The sequence below is a fragment of the Mesorhizobium sp. WSM4808 genome, assembly GCF_055811675.1.
The window spans coordinates 18,665-35,303 of record NZ_JBVVQX010000015.1 but is presented as its reverse complement, the minus strand read 5'-3'; the positions used below and the strand labels follow the sequence as shown (position 1 = coordinate 35,303).

General features: G+C 65.0%; 12 protein-coding genes. 2 read left to right on the top strand and 10 right to left on the bottom strand.

Features of this window, described 5'->3' with window-relative positions:
• The first annotated feature begins 92 nt into the window (after nt 1-92).
• Nucleotides 93-1,418, top strand: a complete 1,326-nt coding sequence (locus AC0L2U_RS24725; protein WP_473602775.1) for a bifunctional folylpolyglutamate synthase/dihydrofolate synthase — start codon at nt 93-95, stop codon at nt 1,416-1,418.
• Nucleotides 1,419-1,446: 28 nt separating this feature from the next.
• Nucleotides 1,447-1,866: a VOC family protein gene (locus AC0L2U_RS24720; protein ID WP_127328535.1), complete on the top strand. Its 420-nt coding sequence runs from the start codon at nt 1,447-1,449 to the stop codon at nt 1,864-1,866.
• Nucleotides 1,867-1,890: 24 nt separating this feature from the next.
• Here the strand turns inward: AC0L2U_RS24720 and AC0L2U_RS24715 are convergent, their stop codons facing one another.
• The 10 genes from AC0L2U_RS24715 to AC0L2U_RS24670 all read right to left on the bottom strand — a co-directional run bounded on the left by AC0L2U_RS24715 (nt 1,891) and on the right by AC0L2U_RS24670 (nt 16,626).
• Nucleotides 1,891-2,172, bottom strand: a complete 282-nt coding sequence (locus AC0L2U_RS24715; protein WP_127323193.1) for a cupin domain-containing protein — start codon at nt 2,170-2,172, stop codon at nt 1,891-1,893.
• Nucleotides 2,173-2,303: 131 nt separating this feature from the next.
• Nucleotides 2,304-2,627 carry a thioredoxin gene (gene trxA, locus AC0L2U_RS24710; protein ID WP_013528326.1) on the bottom strand — a complete coding sequence of 108 codons (324 nt, stop codon included), beginning with the start codon at nt 2,625-2,627 and terminating at the stop codon, nt 2,304-2,306.
• Between the two features lie 76 nt (nt 2,628-2,703).
• On the bottom strand, nt 2,704-6,222 hold the full coding sequence (gene addA, locus AC0L2U_RS24705; protein WP_473602774.1) for a double-strand break repair helicase AddA: 3,519 nt from the start codon (nt 6,220-6,222) through the stop codon (nt 2,704-2,706).
• Nucleotides 6,219-9,353: a double-strand break repair protein AddB gene (gene addB / locus AC0L2U_RS24700; protein WP_128364692.1), complete on the bottom strand. Its 3,135-nt coding sequence runs from the start codon at nt 9,351-9,353 to the stop codon at nt 6,219-6,221. Before addB ends, addA begins: the two co-directional genes overlap by 4 nt.
• A complete protein-coding gene (locus AC0L2U_RS24695; RefSeq protein ID WP_127808269.1) occupies nt 9,350-10,078 on the bottom strand; it encodes a nucleotidyltransferase family protein in 729 nt (242 codons plus the stop codon). Before AC0L2U_RS24695 ends, addB begins: the two co-directional genes overlap by 4 nt.
• A complete protein-coding gene (gene tsaE, locus AC0L2U_RS24690) occupies nt 10,075-11,586 on the bottom strand; it encodes a tRNA (adenosine(37)-N6)-threonylcarbamoyltransferase complex ATPase subunit type 1 TsaE (RefSeq protein WP_127808270.1) in 1,512 nt (503 codons plus the stop codon). Before tsaE ends, AC0L2U_RS24695 begins: the two co-directional genes overlap by 4 nt.
• Nucleotides 11,587-11,594: 8 nt before the next feature.
• On the bottom strand, nt 11,595-14,150 hold the full coding sequence (locus AC0L2U_RS24685) for a sensor histidine kinase (protein WP_127808271.1): 2,556 nt from the start codon (nt 14,148-14,150) through the stop codon (nt 11,595-11,597).
• Between the two features lie 199 nt (nt 14,151-14,349).
• Nucleotides 14,350-15,750, bottom strand: coding sequence for an adenosylhomocysteinase (gene ahcY / locus AC0L2U_RS24680; protein WP_023810629.1), 1,401 nt, complete (start codon nt 15,748-15,750; stop codon nt 14,350-14,352).
• Nucleotides 15,751-15,931: 181 nt separating this feature from the next.
• Complete coding sequence (locus AC0L2U_RS24675) at nt 15,932-16,228, bottom strand: HPr family phosphocarrier protein (RefSeq protein ID WP_027039963.1); 297 nt, start codon at nt 16,226-16,228, stop codon at nt 15,932-15,934.
• Entirely contained in the window at nt 16,225-16,626 is a 402-nt protein-coding gene (locus AC0L2U_RS24670; RefSeq protein WP_010912939.1) for a PTS sugar transporter subunit IIA, read from the bottom strand. The genes AC0L2U_RS24675 and AC0L2U_RS24670 overlap by 4 nt, the downstream gene beginning before the upstream one ends.
• Between the last annotated feature and the right edge of the window lie 13 nt (nt 16,627-16,639).

Below are 16,639 nucleotides of genomic sequence, written 5' to 3'. Positions count from 1 at the left end.
TGCACGGGTGCTTCGGCGCGCTGTAGCTTTTGATTGCCATGGCCATCCGAAACCGATTCTGGTTTTCACGGCTCATGCGCTAGGATTCTGCCATGACGACGCTTGCCGCCGACCGCGAAATCGAAGCCCTGATGGCGCTTCATCCGAAAGGCTTCGACCTTTCGCTCGACCGCATTTCGCGGCTGCTGGAGCGGCTTGACGATCCGCAGGATCGGCTGCCACCGGTCATCCACATCGCCGGCACCAACGGCAAAGGCTCGTGCGCCGCCTTTTCGCGCGCCCTGCTCGAGGCAGCGGACTACCGCGTCCATGTTCACACCTCGCCGCATCTGGTCAACTGGTATGAGCGTTACCGGCTGGCCGCCGATGGCGGCGGCAGGCTGGTCGAGGACAGGGTTTTCGCCGATGCTATTGCCCGTGCGGCCAGAGCCAATGAAGGCGAGAAGATCACCGTCTTCGAGATTCTCACCGCCGTCACCTTCCTCTTGTTTTCCGAACACCAGGCCGACGCCGCCATCATCGAGGTCGGGCTCGGCGGCCGCTTCGACGCGACCAATGTCGTCAAGGAGCCGGCCGTGTCAGTGATCATGCCGGTGTCGCTCGACCACGAGGCCTATCTCGGGGACCGTGTCGAACTGATCGCGGCCGAAAAGGCCGGTATTATCAAGCCCGGCTGTCCGGTGGTCATCGGCGCGCAGGAGAGCGAAACGGCGCTGCAGGTGCTGATCGAAACCGCCGAGCGGCTTGAATGCCCCACCTTCGTCTACGGCCAGGACTTCCTTGCCTTCGAGGAAAACGGCCGCATGGTCTACCAGGACGAAGACGGCTTGATGGACCTGCCACCGCCCAGGCTGCCCGGACGCCATCAGTTCGCCAATGCGGCGGCGGCGATCGCCGCGGTCAAGGCGGCCGGTTTCGAGATCAGCCATCGCGCCGCCGAAAAGGCGATGGTCAATGTCGCCTGGCCAGGGCGTATGCAGAAGCTGATGCAGGGCCGGCTGGCCGAACTGGCACCCAAGGGCGCCGATATCTGGCTCGACGGTGGCCACAATCCGGGGGCCGGCGTGGTGGTTGCCGAAGCGTTGGCCGAGCAGGAAGAGAAGAACCCGCGTCCGCTGTTCCTCATCTCGGGCATGATCAACACCAAGGACCAGAGCGGCTATTTCCGTGCCTTCAAGGGCCTCGCCCGGCATGTCTACACGGTGCCGGTGAGCCTTAGCGAGGCCGGCGTGCCAAACGACGAACTGGCGGTCCGCGCGACGGAAGCCGGGCTGACCGCCGAGCCGGTGAGTTCCGCCGCCAGCGCGCTGATGCTGTTGCGCGACACCTGGGACGGCCCGGCGCCACGAATCCTGATCAGCGGTTCGTTGTATCTGACCGGCGCGGTGCTGGCCGAGAACGGCACCCCGCCGACCTGAAGGCGGATTTTTCTGCGAGGAACCTGTCATGATCAAGGTCAAGCAGCTCGCTCACGTCTGCATCTTCGCCAACGACCTTGAAGCGACACGAAGCTTCTATCGCGACGTGCTGGGCATGGACACCCGCTTCAATTTCCTGCGTGACGGCAAGATTTTCGGGTTCTACCTCGATTGCGGCGGCGGCAGCCATGTCGAGGTGTTCGGGAAAAACGAGGCCCGCTATGGCGACCTGAACCAGATCAACCACTTCTGCCTAGAAGTGGAGAACATTGATGCCGCGATCGCCCACATCAGGTCGAAAGGTGTCGACGTCACCTCAAAGAAACTGGCCTGCGATGACACATTTCAGGCCTGGATCCGCGATCCAAACGACGTGAAAATCGAGTTGTTCGAGTACACCCAGAAAAGCGCACAATTCACCGGCGACGACCGCATCGCTGATTGGTGAAAAGCGCCTGCCAGCCCTGACGGCTTACTTCAGCTCGATCTCGATAAAGGCGTATTCGCCTTCATTGGCGTTGATGACGTCGTGCTCGACGCCCTCCTTGCGGAAATAGGGCGCGCCCTTCTTCATTTCGGCGAAGGTCTCGCCGTCCTTGGTCAACAGCTTCACCTTGCCGTCCATCAGCGGCACGACGACATAGTCGTGGCCGTGGCGATGCCAGCCGGTGTTTTCGCCCGGCGCGAAGCGGTACTCGGTGACGATAACGCGCTCATTGTCGATGAAGACGGTGGCCTTGGCGGATCCGGTCATGGGTTTCTCCTGTCTGGCTCAAGCAGATGACATGGAGTGGCCGGACGCGAGAGCCAGAGCCACGCACCGATGACGCCAACAAAAAGCCCGGCGCGAGGCCGGGCTTGATGGTCATATGAATTTCAGATGGATCAGGCGAGATTGCCATTGATCCAGTGCGACAGCGCGGTCTTGGGCGCCGCACCGACCTTCATGTCGGCCATTTCGCCGCCCTTGAAGATCATCAGCGTCGGGATCGAGCGCACGCCGAACTGGGCGGCAAGCTCCGGATTCTCGTCGATGTTGAGCTTGGCGATCTTGACCTTGGCGCCAAGTTCGGTGGCAATGTCTTCGAGCGCCGGCGCGATCATCTTGCAGGGACCGCACCATTCCGCCCAGAAATCGACGACGACCGGTACGTTGGCATCAAGCACGTCGGCCTGGAAGTTGCTCTTGTCGACCTTCACGGTTGCCATATGGAAAAATCCTTTTGAAAGTTTTTGTCCCACCAAATGTGGTGGCGATCGCGCCCTTCTTCAAGCAGGTGTTGTGTCACGCTCCCGTGAGTCGGGCAAGGGCGTCGTCCATGGCACCGGCCGGCAGCTCGATCAGCCGCGGCGCCTCGGTGAACAGCAGGGCCGCCTTGACTGTGCGGCCGGGATAGAGCGGCTGTAACAGGGCGCGATAAAGTGCGAGCTGGAGCAGGTAGGCCGGCGGCACCTCGGCCAGAGTGGAGGGCGCCGGCCGGTTGGTCTTGTAGTCGACGATCGAGACCGCGGCCGATGTCACCGCCAAACGGTCGATCTTGCCGGAAATCGAGCGCTTTTTGCCCTTTACTTCCAGGCTGCCCATGATCGCGACCTCGGCACGTGACGATGGTGCAAACAGCTGACCGAAGCCGACGTCGGCAAGGATTGATGTCACCGACGCCAGGGCTTTTTCGCGCTCTGACGGCGGCCAGTCCGCGCCCGTTCGCAAGAGATAGCGCTCCGCCGCGCGCTGGCGTTCGGGCTCGGCAATGCCGGGCAGCATCTGCAGCAGTTTGTGCAGGGCAAGCCCGCGCAGCACCGCAAAGCCCGGCTCGGCATCGGCGTCGAGCACCGGCGACGCCTTGTCGACCACAGCTTCCTTGCCTTCGTCTATCAGCGCCGCAGCACCGGATGGCGACAGCGGACGCGGCAGATCCTCGAAGGAGGGCAAGGGCCGGAACAAGGTCGCCGGCAGAGGTCCGAAAGCATCCGTCGGCCGCGCCTGCTCGCCGGAAGCCAGTGCGACCGGCGGCAGCTTGGTGACATGGAAACGATGCACCGGCTCGCCGCCGGCGGGATGCGCACGCTGCTCGCTTTCCGGCGCACCGATCAACGCGCGGCTGACGATCGAATGCCAGGTGCCGGCGTTCGGCGCCCGCTTGCCGTGATAGCCGCAGACGATCAGCCGGTCCTCGGCACGGGTCATGCCGACATAGAGCAGCCGGCGGTATTCGTCGTCGGCGAGTTCCCGTGCCCGCGCCGCCGCTGCTTTGGAAAAGCCGTTGGCGACGTCGCTGGCAGAGCGCCAGAGATAGCCCTTGCCGTCCCAATTCGCGCCGGAGCCATCGAAGGGCATCAGGCGCGGCAGATGCTGGTCACTGAACGGGGCGGAACCGCCATCGACCAGGAACACGACCGGCGCTTCCAGCCCCTTGGCGGCATGCACGGTCATGACCCGGACCTCGTCGCGGGTCTGGTCCATCTCGCGCTTGATCTCGGGACCGGCGTTTTCCAGCGTCGACAGGAAGGCTTCAAGCCCCGGCAGGCCGGTCCGTTCCTCGGCCAGGCAGAAGCTGAGGAACTCGTCGAGGATGTCGCCGGCTTCGGGCCCGAGCCGCGCGATCATCTTCCGGCGCACGCCATCGCGTGCCAGCAGGCCAGCGTAAAATTCGAACACCGGTTTGAAGGCGGCCGCGTTCGTCCAGATGTCGACCTGGGCGACGATCTTCGCAAGTCGCTCGCTTTCGCCGGCGTGCTGTCGCAGCGACGCGATCAGCGACAAGCCGGACGGCCTCTGCGCGGCGAGCGTGAAAAGCGTCTCTTCCGGCAGATCGAAGATCGGGCTGCGCAGCACGGCGGCGAGCGACAGATCGTCCTGCGGCTGGATGAGGAGGTGACCGAGCGCAATCAGGTCCTTGACCGCGATGTGCCCGGGCAGGCTCAGCCGGTCGGCGCCGGCAACCGGAATGTCGCGCCGTTTCAAGGCACGGGTCAGCGCGTGGACGAAGCGATCGCGCTTGCGCACCAGCACCAGCACGTCGCCCGGCCGCAGCCGCGTGCCGCGGCCTTCGATGATCTCGCCACTGCCGATCCAGCCGGCGATGGTGGCGGCGACGTTCTCGGCCACGCGCACCGCCGGCGCGTGCGCATGGTCGATGGCTTGCGTCCAGTCGTCGGGCTCATCGACGACATCGGCGCCGACTGACGGCCACACCTCGACATAGCCCGGTGCGTCGGTGCGGATCGCCTGGTGGCGCAGCGGATCGGGATCATGGCTGATGCCGCGCCGCACGCTCGCGTCGGCAAAGACGCGGTCGACTGCGGTCAGAACATCGTCGGTCGAGCGGAACGACCAGGTCAGCTTGAGGTCGGCAAAGGACGCCTCGGCGTCGCGCACCCGTCCGGCGAACAACAGCCGGCTGTCGGCGAAGGAGTCCGGGGCGGCACCCTGGAACGAATAGATCGACTGCTTCTCGTCGCCGACGGCGAAGACCGTGCGATGGACCCTGTCGCGCGCGCCAAAGCCGGCAAAGAATTCTTCCGCCAGCCGCTTCACCACTTCCCATTGATCGGGGCTGGTGTCCTGCGCTTCGTCGAGCAGGATATGATCGATGCCCTGGTCGAGCTTGTACTGCACCCAAGGGCCGGCGTCTGGCCGCGCCAGCAGGTTGACGGTGCGGGTGATCAGGTCGTTGAAATCGAGAAAGCCGCGGCTGCGCTTGAGCATTTCGTAGCGGGCGATCAGCCAGTCGGCGATGGTCAGCGCCGCTCTTGTACCCTCCAGCATCCGGAACAGGGCCAGCCGGTCGGTGGTTTCGACGATGGCATTGGCGGCCGAGAGATAGCGCTCCGCCAGATCCGGCAGCCGGTCGACCAGGGCCTTCCTGAAGGCCTTTGCCGGGTCGTAGGTGTCGCCATCGGTCTTGAGGAAGGCGCGCGCGAGCAGTTGCAGGCGCCGAATGGGATCGCCCTCGGCGAAAGCCTGCCGCGCATAGGGCAGGATGTTGTTCAGCACCGATCTGGCATCGGTGGCCTCGGCTGCGTGGGCGAAGCCGGCAAAATAGTCGGGCAGGAAACCCGGCAACGGCCATACCGAAGCGGCTATGCCCTCGGCCGTCTGGCCTGGATGGAAATGGAATTCGTCGAACAGGGCCTGGAAGCGCGTGCCGTCACGCCCGACGGCGTCGATGAAATTGCGCAAGCCGTCGCGCTTGCGCACGATCTCACCCAGCAAGGCGTCGAGCCCGGCTTCGCCGCCCCGATCGAGAATGGCGGCAAAAGCCTCGGCCAGATCCCTGTCGCCGGCGGATGTGCCCGAAATCATCTCGCGGCGCGCCCCGGCAAACAGCGAGGCTTCCATCTGGCCGTCGAGCATCTCGAAATGGGCCGGGATGTTGGCTTCCAGCGGGAACTGGTGCAGCACCGATTCGCAGAAGGCATGGATGGTCTGGATCTTCAGCCCGCCGGGTGTTTCCAGCGCCTCGGCGAACAGGCGCCGCGCCCGGCGCATGGTCTCGAGATCGGGCCGGCGCCCCTCCAGAGCCTCGACCTTTGCCGCCAGATCCGCGTCACCAAGCGTCGTCCACTCCGACAGTGTCGAGAACACCCGGTTGGACATGTTGGCGGCGGCGGCGCGCGTATAGGTCAGGCACAGTATCTTCGACGGATCGGTGCCGCGCAGCAGCAGCCGGATGACGCGCTGGGCCAGCACATGGGTCTTGCCGGATCCGGCATTCGCCGACACCCAGGCGGAATTGCCGGGATCGGCGGCGCGGGCCTGGCTGGTCGCGGTGTCGCTGGGGATCGGATAGGCCTTTTTCATGCCTCTCCTCCCTCGTCACCGGCATCGCCGCCTGCCGACCATTCGAGCACGCGGGCAAGATGGTCGTAGTCGCCATCAGTCTCGCCTTCGCGGAACGGCAGCGCGCGCGACAGATAACCCGTCGCAGGATCGGCATAGTGGATCAACAGCTTTTCCAGCCGCGCCCAGGCCTCTTCGGCAAGATCGGTCGCGGTCCGCGGCTGGCGATTGTGTTCGAGGATGGATTCCTCGAACACCTCGCCATTCGGCTTCAGCCTGATGAAGGCCAGTTGAGAGGGCTCGCGCGCGCCTAAATCCTTGAAGGCGCCGCGCCTGAGCAGCGCACCCTCCAGCGCCAGTTGCGGCGCTAGCAGTGTGTGCGCCTGCGCCTTGGACGGCGAGGAACCGGTCTTGTAATCCAGTATGTCGGCCATGCCACCGGCCAAAAGGTCGACCCGGTCGGCGTAGCCGGACAGAGTCACGCCGGACTGGCCGACAACGGTCTTGCCGGCGCGCTCCTCGGCATAACGCCTTGTCACCGCATCGGCGCGCGTGCGCTCCCACTCGATGATGTTGGCGGCGAGTTTCTCGAAACGTGGCCACCACACCGCCTCGACATCGGCCGGAAGCGCGGCCTCGGCAAAACAGGCGCGGCCGGCGGCGATAAGGCCGGCGAGCGCCTCGGGGGTGCGCGGATCGGCGACACTGCCTGAGAACAGGTGCAGGATGGCGTGAAACAGCGTGCCGCGCTCGGCCGCACCAGGATCGCGGATGACCTGATCGAGCGGCATCAGGCCAAGGATGCGTCTCGCATAGACGGCGTAGGGGTCACGGCGCAGGGTCTCGATCTCGGTGACCGAGAAATGCGTCGGGCGCACCGACAGCGGCGGCTTCGGCTGCGGCCGTGGCGCGAAATCCTGCCTTGGGCCGGTATCCAGCGCGCGCGCCCAGGCGAGCAGTTCGTCGCCACGCCGGCGCAGCTCCGCTGCCTGGTCGCTGCCGATGAAGGTCAGCAGCCGCTGCAGCCAGCGCGACGGCACGGCGGGGGCGTCGCCGGCACGCGCCGAGCGGGACAGCACCACTTTCCCAGCGCCCATGGCCATCTGGAAATCATGCGCGGCAAGGCCGATGCGCCGCTCGGGCGGTTCGAGGTCGATGCCGGTCTTCATCAGCCGCGACATGAAGCGGTCGCTCTCGGGCTTGCGCGGCCATACGCCCTCGTTGAGCCCGCCGATGACCAGCGTGTCGACGGTCTGCAATCGGGCTTCCAGCGCACCCCAGATGGCGATGTTCCGGTCGGTGCCTTGTGCCGGCTTGACCGTTTCAGGCGCGATCAGCGCCGCCATGATATCGGGCCACTCGGTCGCCGCGAAGGACAGTGAAGCCGAAGCCGAGACCAGCCCGCGCAGCAGTTCGGCAAGCTTTTCACCGGCGTCACCGGCATAGAGCTCGCCAAGACCACCGTCGGCGGTGCGGCCGAGATTTTCGAGTGAGACGACACTGGCCCTGACAAGCGCGGCAAGGTTGGCGTCATCCCGGCCGCGGAAGGCTGCGAGCGGCGCCAGCGCTTGCTTGAGACGTTCAAGCAAATTCCGGGCAGTTTCGATGGAGCGCACGGTCAGCCGGGAAAACCAGAAGGGCTGTCGACTGCCGCCGCCCAGGCCGGTGAGGCGGGCCTCGAACAGTTCCGGCAGCGAAACGATGTCTGGGCGGCCGGTGCCGCCGCGCAGCGCCACCAGCTCGACGAGTTCCGCCGCGTGGCGCACATCGGCCCGTTCGAGGCCGAGGCCAAGCAGCGGATGCTTGAGCAGCGACAGCAGGCCAACCGGATCGCCTGGCCTGAACAATGCCTCGAGCGCCAGCCTGAGCAGGCTGGCCGCCGGGGTGTTGGCGAGCGGCGTGCCACCGGAATCGTCGGCGACGACGCCGAAGCGCTGGAGCTCGATCGAGACGCGCCGTGCCAATGCGCGATCGCCGGTGACGAGAGCCGCCCTTTGGCCGGGCTGTTCGACCGCGCGCTTGAGCGCGACGGCGATGGCGACAGCTTCATCACGTTCGCTGGCAGCTTCGAGCAGGGTCACCTCGGCGAAGGCGCCGGCAATGTGGGACGCCGGGAAGCCCGCACGTGTCTCGGCCCAGAGTTCGGTGGTTTCGGCCGGCCGCAGCGCTTCGCCGACAAGAGCGGCGCGAAGCGCAAGTCGCGGTTCGGCCACGCCAATCTCCTCGACGTCGCCGCGCAATACGCCGATCTTGCCTATCAGCCTGGCCAGGCCATATTGCGGGTGGCCGAGCACAGCTGGACGCGCGCCGGGCGCGGCAATCGCCTGGAATGACGCTTCGTCCAGCGTTCGGTCGAGACCCGGCAGCACAATGGCGCCGCCGGGCAGGCGCGCGATGGCGGCAAGCAGTTCAGCCGTGGCGGGGATCGAGCCGGTCGACCCTGCGGCGATGACCGGGCCAGCGGGCGGATTGCGCAGCAGCCGCGCCGCCTCGGCGCGGATCAGCGCGCTGCGATGCGCGGCCGGATTGGAGCGGTCGCTTTCCGCGAGGAATTTCGGCCAGGCTTCGGTGACGATGCCGAGGAATTCGAGGGTCACCTGCCACCATCCGGCAAGGTTGCCGGTCACCAGATCGGTGAGCTTGGCCCAGTCCGTTCCTTCCGTCTCGATCTCGTCCATCAGCCGGGCGAGATCGCGCGCCAGCCAGATCGCGTCGGCGGTGGAAGCCGGGATGACGATCTCCTCGGCAAAGAGGGCGGCGACATGTGCCGGCAGCCGGCGTTTCCAGGCGCGCACCAGCGGCGTCAGCAGCAACAGGCGTTCGGTTGCCGAAATCGGCGGCGCGAGATCGATGGCCGCCGATGCCTCGGTCTCGAACGCGGCCTCATCTTCGTCGAACTCGCCGAGCGGCCGGATGACCGGCAGGATTGCCGAGCCGCCGCCGCCGCGTGCCGCCAGGCTGTCGACGAAGACACCCCGCAAGGCACGCGCGGCACGGCGTGTCGGCACATAGATGGTGACATCGGCCAAAGCGAGCGGGTCGCCGTCAAATCGAAACCCCGGAACAAGGCGACCGGCAAGCAGCGCCTCGGCAAGCGTCGGCAGAAACGGCGCTCCGGGCGGGATCGAGAAAACGCGGCTGGAGCCGCTCATTGCGACTCGATGAGCGCGCCGGCGACCGCCGCTTCCGCGAGCGGTACGGCATCGGGCGTGCCGACGGTGACCCAGTGGCCATGCATGGGCATGCCGAACAGGCGGCCGGCCGCGATGGCGGAATCGAAATAGGCGTTGAGCGAGTGCGGCCCGGCCGGTGCACCCTCGAACAGGCGCGGATGGACGATCGCCGCCCCGGCATAGATCAGCCCCGCCGGGTCGCCTTGCGAACGCCGCAAGCCGCCATCCGGCGCCACCAGGAAATCGGTGCTGCCGCAGTGTCCGGTCGCCTGTTGGAGATCCGCCAGCATCAGCAGAATATCCATTTTCGCCGCGTCCCATGCAAGGGCGAGGCGCTGGAGATTGAGAGGACCGTCATCGATCCAGAACGTGTCGGCGTTGAGGATGTAGAAGGGCTGATCGCCCAGTTCGGGCAACGCCTTGACGATGCCGCCGGCGGAATCGAGCAGTTGTTCGCTCTCGTCAGAAATGACGATGTTTGGCGCGCGGCGGGCAGTGACATGGGCGACGATCTGTTCGGGAAAGTAGTGGACGTTGACCACGGCCTTCGCGACGCCGGCGGCGGCCAGGCTGTCGAGGCTCCAGTCGAGCAACGTCTTGCCGGCAATCTTGACCAGTGGCTTGGGAATCGTGTCGGTGATCGGCCGCATGCGTTTGCCAAGCCCGGCGGCAAGTACGATGGCGGTGTCCGGTCTTGCTGTCACAGCGCTCGCTCCTCCAGCAAACCGTGGGCGTCGTAGAACTCGCGCAGGCTTGCCAGCGCCGGATGAGACAGAGCCCGGCGCAGATAGTCGCGGATGCGCGGCAGGTGCTTCAGATAATAGGGCTTGCCGTCGCGTTTTTCGAGGCGAACGAAGATACCGAGTATCTTGGAGTTTCGCTGCGCCGCCATGACGGCGTAGGATTCCAGGAAGCTTGCTTCGTCGAAAGCCCCGGCTGCGTGGCGCGCCGTGACATAGGCATCCAGCGTCTGTTTCTCGATCTCGGGCGAGATGGTGACCCGCGCGTCCATAGCGAGCGAGGCGACGTCATAGGCGCAAGGGCCGATCAGCGCATCCTGGAAATCGACAATGCCCAATCGATCATGCCCTGAACGGTCGCCGCGCCAGATGATGTTGGGCGAATGGAAGTCGCGCAGCATCAGCGTGACCTCGCGGCCCTGCAGCCGGTCGAGGAGTGCGTTCCATTGCTTGTGGTAGCCGGCGCGCAAGCTGTCGCTTGCCGGGCTGCCCGATATCGCCGGCACGTACCAATCGACCAGCAGATCGGCTTCGATCATCATGGCATCGCGGTCGAAAGGCGGCACGTCGTGGAAGCCGCCTTGCCCTGTTTCCAGGCGCTGCGGCCAGGCCCTGCCATGCATCATGGCCAGCAGCTCGGCCGCCGCTGCGCAACGCTCGGCCAGCGGCTGGCCATCGCCGCCGAGGAAACCTTCGGAACCAAGATGTTCGAGCAGCAGGAAACCTTGCTCCTGGTCCTCGGCATGGATTTGCGGAACGCTGACGCCACCTTCCTTCAAGGCGCGGTCGATGGCGACGAAGGCGGAGACCGACTGAGCGGTATGCGCGATCTCGGCATAGGGCTTGCCGTCGCGCACAGGCGGACCGAGAACCAGCCGTGGCGAGTTCATCAAGACCCGAGGCTTTTGGTCCGGCAACGAAACGATCTCGTAGGAGCGGGCCGAAGCATCGCCGATGAAATGGCGGCGCTGCGCTTCCCCCCAGCCGGCGTTCACAAGAAAGTCGCGCATGGCCAGCGATCGTGCCGCCCGATCGAAGGCATCACCCTGGCCTGACAATCGCGCCAGCCGGCCGTCGCCATGCTGGACGAGCTCGATCAGGACCGTGGTTTTCGGCAGATGGGCTTCCGCCCGTTCCGGCCATTCGACCAAAGCAGCACCCTGCGCGAGGGCTTCGTCGAACCCAAGCTCATCGAGCTCGTCCGCCGAGGACAGGCGGTATAGATCGAAATGATGGACCGGAATGCGGGTGTCGTAGCTCTGCACCAGCGTGAAGGTCGGACTCGGAACCTCGAGGCCGGCATCGTCGGCCAAGGTCCTGATCAAGGCCCGCGCCAGCGTCGACTTGCCGGCGCCGAGATCGCCCTTGAGGGCAAGCACGTCGCCTGGGCGCAGCGACAGCGCAAGATCCTCGCCCAGCCGCGCTGTGTGTGTTTCGTCGGCGAGTAAACGCTCCAGCACCAATCCCGTCATCGAGCGCGCTACTCGGCCGCGGCGCGGATGCCCGGCATGTCTGGAAAGGTGCAGATGACGGTCGTGCCCTTGTCCTTGCCGGTTTCGATGCGAACGCTGCCGCCATGCAGCTCGACGAAGCTCTTGACGATCGACAGGCCGAGGCCGGCGCCGCGCCGGCGGCCGCCATTGGCGCGCGGCTCGAAACGGCGGAACACCGAATCGAGCACATCCGGCGGCATGCCGGGACCATCGTCATGAACCGAGAATTCCACCCCATCCGCCAGATGGCGGCATGTGAGCCGGATGATGCTGGCTTCCGGGGCGTAATTGGCGGCGTTGCTGAGCAGATTGTAGAGGATCTGGCGGACGCGGACCTCATCGCCGTGAAACGTCTTCGGCGCCGCGATGGCGTCCACCTGGAGACTGATCGAATGCTCTTCCAGCCGGTCGGCCACCAGTTCGGCCGCAGCGGCGATGGTGCGATCGACCTGCACCTCGGAAATGTCGAGCTGCATGATGCCGGCGTCCACCGTCGCCAGGTCGAGGATATCGTTGACGATGGTGAGCAGGACCGCGGAGGACGAGCTGACATGCTCGACATATTCGCGCTGCTTCTGCGTCAGCGGACCGGTCGTGGGCTGCGACAGGAGTTCGGTGAAGCCGATAATGTTGGTCAGCGGCGAGCGCAGTTCATAGGAGACGTGCTGGACGAATTCGTTCTTGAGCTGGTCGGATTTTTGCAGCGCCTCGTTCTTGTCCTTCAGCGCCCGCTCTACATGGACGCTGTCGGTCACGTCGACGAAGGTCATCATCACCTGCCCGTTGGGCAGCGGGATCATGGCGTAACTCAGCACATTGCCGTTGTTGAGCTCGGTCTGTCCGTGGCGGTCGCGGCGCTCGTCGTCAAAGCCGGTGATGGCGGCAACGAAGCTGGGCCAGGGGCTGTCCGCGGCCTGCCGGTCGCAGAGGTCACGTATCGTCGACACGTGGACACTGGGCTTGGCCGCTTCACCGCTCAATCCCCAGAGAGTGGCAAAGGCAGGATTCGACAGCCGGAGCCTGCCGTCGGGTCCGAACACCGCCACGCCTTCGGCAAGATTGTCGAGCGTCTCGCCCTGAACCCGCACGGCTGTCTGGTAGCGGCTTTCGAGGTCCATCTTCTCGGTCAGGTTCTCGAACACCCAGGTCACGCCGCCCTTGGGCTGCGGATTGGCGACGACGCGAATGGTCTTGCCATCCGGCAGATGCCACCAATGTTCCTGGGATTCGACGGCGCGATAGGCGCCGAGCAGGCCTTCCTTCCAGCGGCGCCATTCAGGCTGTTCGGCGATCTTGCCTTCGCTGCGCAGCCGGTCGAGCAGCAAGGCATTGTCGGGTGCGCTGTGCAGGAAGCCGGCGTCCAGCCCCCAAAGCTTCTGGAAGGCTTGATTGAAGAACCGCAGCTTCTCGTCGGTGTCGAAAATGGCGACTGCCGTGTTGAGCTGGTCGAGCGTGTCGGCGTGGCTTCGCACCGTCCGTTCGTATTCGCCGCGAACGGCCTCAATGGCACTGGTGTCACAGGCAAGGCCGGCCGAGCCATCGCTGCCGGCGAAATCGGTGACCGCGAACACACGGCGGTCACCTTCGATCACGGTGGACAGCGACTGCTCGAAAACCGGATGCGTCTTGTGCTGGGCGGCAATCGCATCGCGCGCCTGGCCGCCGAGGAACTCTTTTTTCTCCCGGACCGCGGCTTCGGCATTTTCGGCTTCGACGGCATCGGCATAGGCGCGGTTGACCCACTTCAGCCCGCCACCCTCGCCGCGGAGCCATGCCGGCATGTTCAGCGCGTCGAGCAGGCCGATCATCGTGTCGTGGTCGGCGGCCAGCCGCTGGTTCTCGATCTTCAGCCTGGCCTGGCTGCGCTGCGTCTCCGAGAGCGAGACGAAACGCACGAGCACATGCGCGGCACTCTTGCGGCCATGCACTTCGAGCGGCGCACCGGCCTGCGATTCGATGACGAGGTCGAAGGGTTTGGCCTTCTCGCGCAATCCCGCGACGGCATGTTCGAGTGCCGCCGCCGAACGCGGCATCAGCCAGCGGCCGAAAGCGAGAAAAGCGGCCCTATCCTCGGGAGCGCCGCTTTCGACGGGCAATGTGCCGATAAGCTCGGGCTTCTTGTTTTCCGCGGCCCAGACGACCACGCGCTGGTCACGGAGATTGAGCAGCGCCTCGGAGCGGCGGAGCGCCGCGTTGATGTCGGCGAGGCGGCTCCTGAGTTCGACATTCTCCGCCGAGGTGCGGGCTCTTTCGCGGATGAGAACGATGGCCGATATCAGTGCGGCACCCGTCACGCCGACGAACACGGCAAGCTGCATGACCTCGATGGCGCTCACCGACAGTCCCGCGACGCTGGCAGCAGCGGTTTCGGCATGCGCGACGGCGCCAGCCAAGGGGCCCGCGAGCGCGGAGGTGGCAAGGAATGTCGACGCACGGGCGCGCCAGGACAGGCTCCCGCCTTCCAGGGCGGAGCCAGCAATCCCCGAATCGTCATGGCCGCCGGAAACGGCCCGTCCCGCTCTGTGCGGGTGTTGCCCCGGCATGTCTTGGTCCTCTCCGCCGCCTGAATGCAAGACCGCCCTGATGCGTGCCTCTCTTGACCCTCTCGGGCTGGAAGCATCGCCGAATCACCTGACAATAACCCCTCGCCGAATCGCCGTGAAGGCTGATGGCGCGCAAAAATAAGGCCGGGCGAAAAGTCAATCGCCCGACCTCAATATCTGGTAGTAATTTTAGCTTTGGTTAATAGCGGTAGTGTTCCGGCTTGAACGGGCCCTGCGGCGTGACGCCGATATAGGCGGCTTGTTCACCCGACAGTTCGGTCAGACGGGCGCCGAGCTTGTCGAGATGCAGGCGCGCGACCTTTTCGTCGAGATGCTTGGGCAGGACATAGACCTGGTTCTCGTACTGGCCGGGCTTGGTGTAGAGTTCGATCTGCGCCAGCACCTGGTTGGTGAAGGATGCCGACATGACGAAGCTCGGGTGGCCTGTGGCGTTGCCGAGATTGAGCAGCCGCCCTTCCGACAAAAGGATCATCCGCTTGCCGTCCGCGAAGGTGATCATGTCGACCTGCGGCTTGACGTTGGTCCATTTCAAATTGCGCAGCGCGGCGACCTGGATCTCATTGTCGAAGTGGCCGATGTTGCCGACGATGACCATGTCCTTCATCGAGCGCATATGGTCGAGGGTGACGACATCCTTGTTGCCGGTGGTGGTGATGACGATGTCGGCGGTGGGGGCCGCATCTTCCAGCGTGACGACTTCAAACCCGTCCATCGCCGCCTGCAGCGCGCAAATCGGATCGACCTCGGTGACCTTGACGCGGGCGCCGGCGCCCTTGAGCGAGGCCGACGAGCCCTTGCCGACGTCGCCATAACCGCACACGACAGCGACCTTGCCGGCCATCATCGTGTCGGTGCCGCGGCGGATGCCGTCGACCAGCGATTCCTTGCAGCCATATTTGTTGTCGAACTTCGACTTGGTGACCGAGTCGTTGACGTTGATGGCGGGGAAGGGCAGCAGGCCCTTCTTCTGCAGCTGATAGAGCCGGTTGACGCCGGTGGTCGTCTCTTCGGTGACGCCGCGGATCGCCGCCTTCTGCTTGGTGAAGAAGCCGGGCGAAGCCTTCAGGCGCTTCTTGACCTGGGCGTAGAAGTATTCCTCTTCCTCGCTCTGCGGGTTGGACAGCACATCCTCGCCGGCCTCGGCGCGGGCGCCGATCAGGATGTACATGGTGGCATCGCCGCCATCATCGAGGATCATGTTGGAGAGGCCGCCGTCGGCCCACTGGAAGATCTTGTCGGTGTAGTCCCAATACTCCTCGAGCGACTCGCCCTTGACGGCGAACACCGGGATGCCGGCTTCGGCGATGGCCGCGGCCGCATGGTCCTGGGTCGAGAAGATGTTGCAGGAGGCCCAGCGGATATCGGCGCCCAGCTCCTTCAGCGTCTCGATCAGCACCGCCGTCTGGATCGTCATGTGCAGCGAGCCGGTGATGCGCGCGCCCTTGAGCGGCTGCTTGGGACCGAATTCCTCACGGCAGGCCATCAGGCCCGGCATTTCGGTTTCGGCGATCTCGAGTTCCTTGCGGCCCCAGCCGGCAAGCGAGATGTCGGCGACCACATAGTCCTTGCTACCCGTCATGGCAGTACTCCGATGCGAATGTTGTGCTTGCGAATTTGTTGCGGGCACGCCCGCGCCGGTCGGCGCGTCGAAGGGCGCGAATTGCCGGCCTGACTAGCAGATCGGAGCAAGGACGACAATGGGATATAAAGAAATCTTTATCCCTGCATGTCTCTCAGACACGCATCGGCGCTCTACCTGATCAGCATTCCTCGCCAAAGCGGGACGCCACCAGCTGCTCCAGGGCGTCGATGACCTGCCGGGCTTCCGGCCCGCTCGCGGTGACGCGGATCGAATAGCCGGGGCTTGCCGCCAGCATCATCAGGCCCATGATCGAGGTGCCGCCGACCTTGACGCCATCCTTCTCGACATGCACCGAGGCATCGAAGCCGCTGGCCAGCTGGACAAACTTCGCCGAAGCGCGCGCATGAAGGCCACGTTGGTTGATGATGGGAAAATCCCGGACAATTTGGTCTTTTTCCGGGGACAGCGCGGTCATTTGCTGCTCAGGAGCTGGCTGGCGACATTGATGTATTTGCGGCCGGCGGCCTGAGCCTCATCGAGCGCGGCGGCCATATTGTCGCCCTTGCGGATCGAGGAGAGCTTGATCAGCATCGGCAGGTTCATGCCGGCGATCACCTCGGTGCGGCCGGATTCCATCACCGAGATGGCAAGGTTGGAGGGCGTGCCGCCGAACATGTCGGTCAGCACGATAACGCCCGCCCCGGTATCGACACGGGCAACAGCGTCGACGATGTCGCGGCGACGCTGCTCCATATCGTCGTCGGCACCGATCGCCACGGTTTCGAAATTGTCTTGTGGCCCGACGACATGTTCGACGGCATGTCGGAACTCGGTGGCCAGTTGACCGTGCGTTACAAGCACGAGTCCGATCATTCTTTGGTGGCTC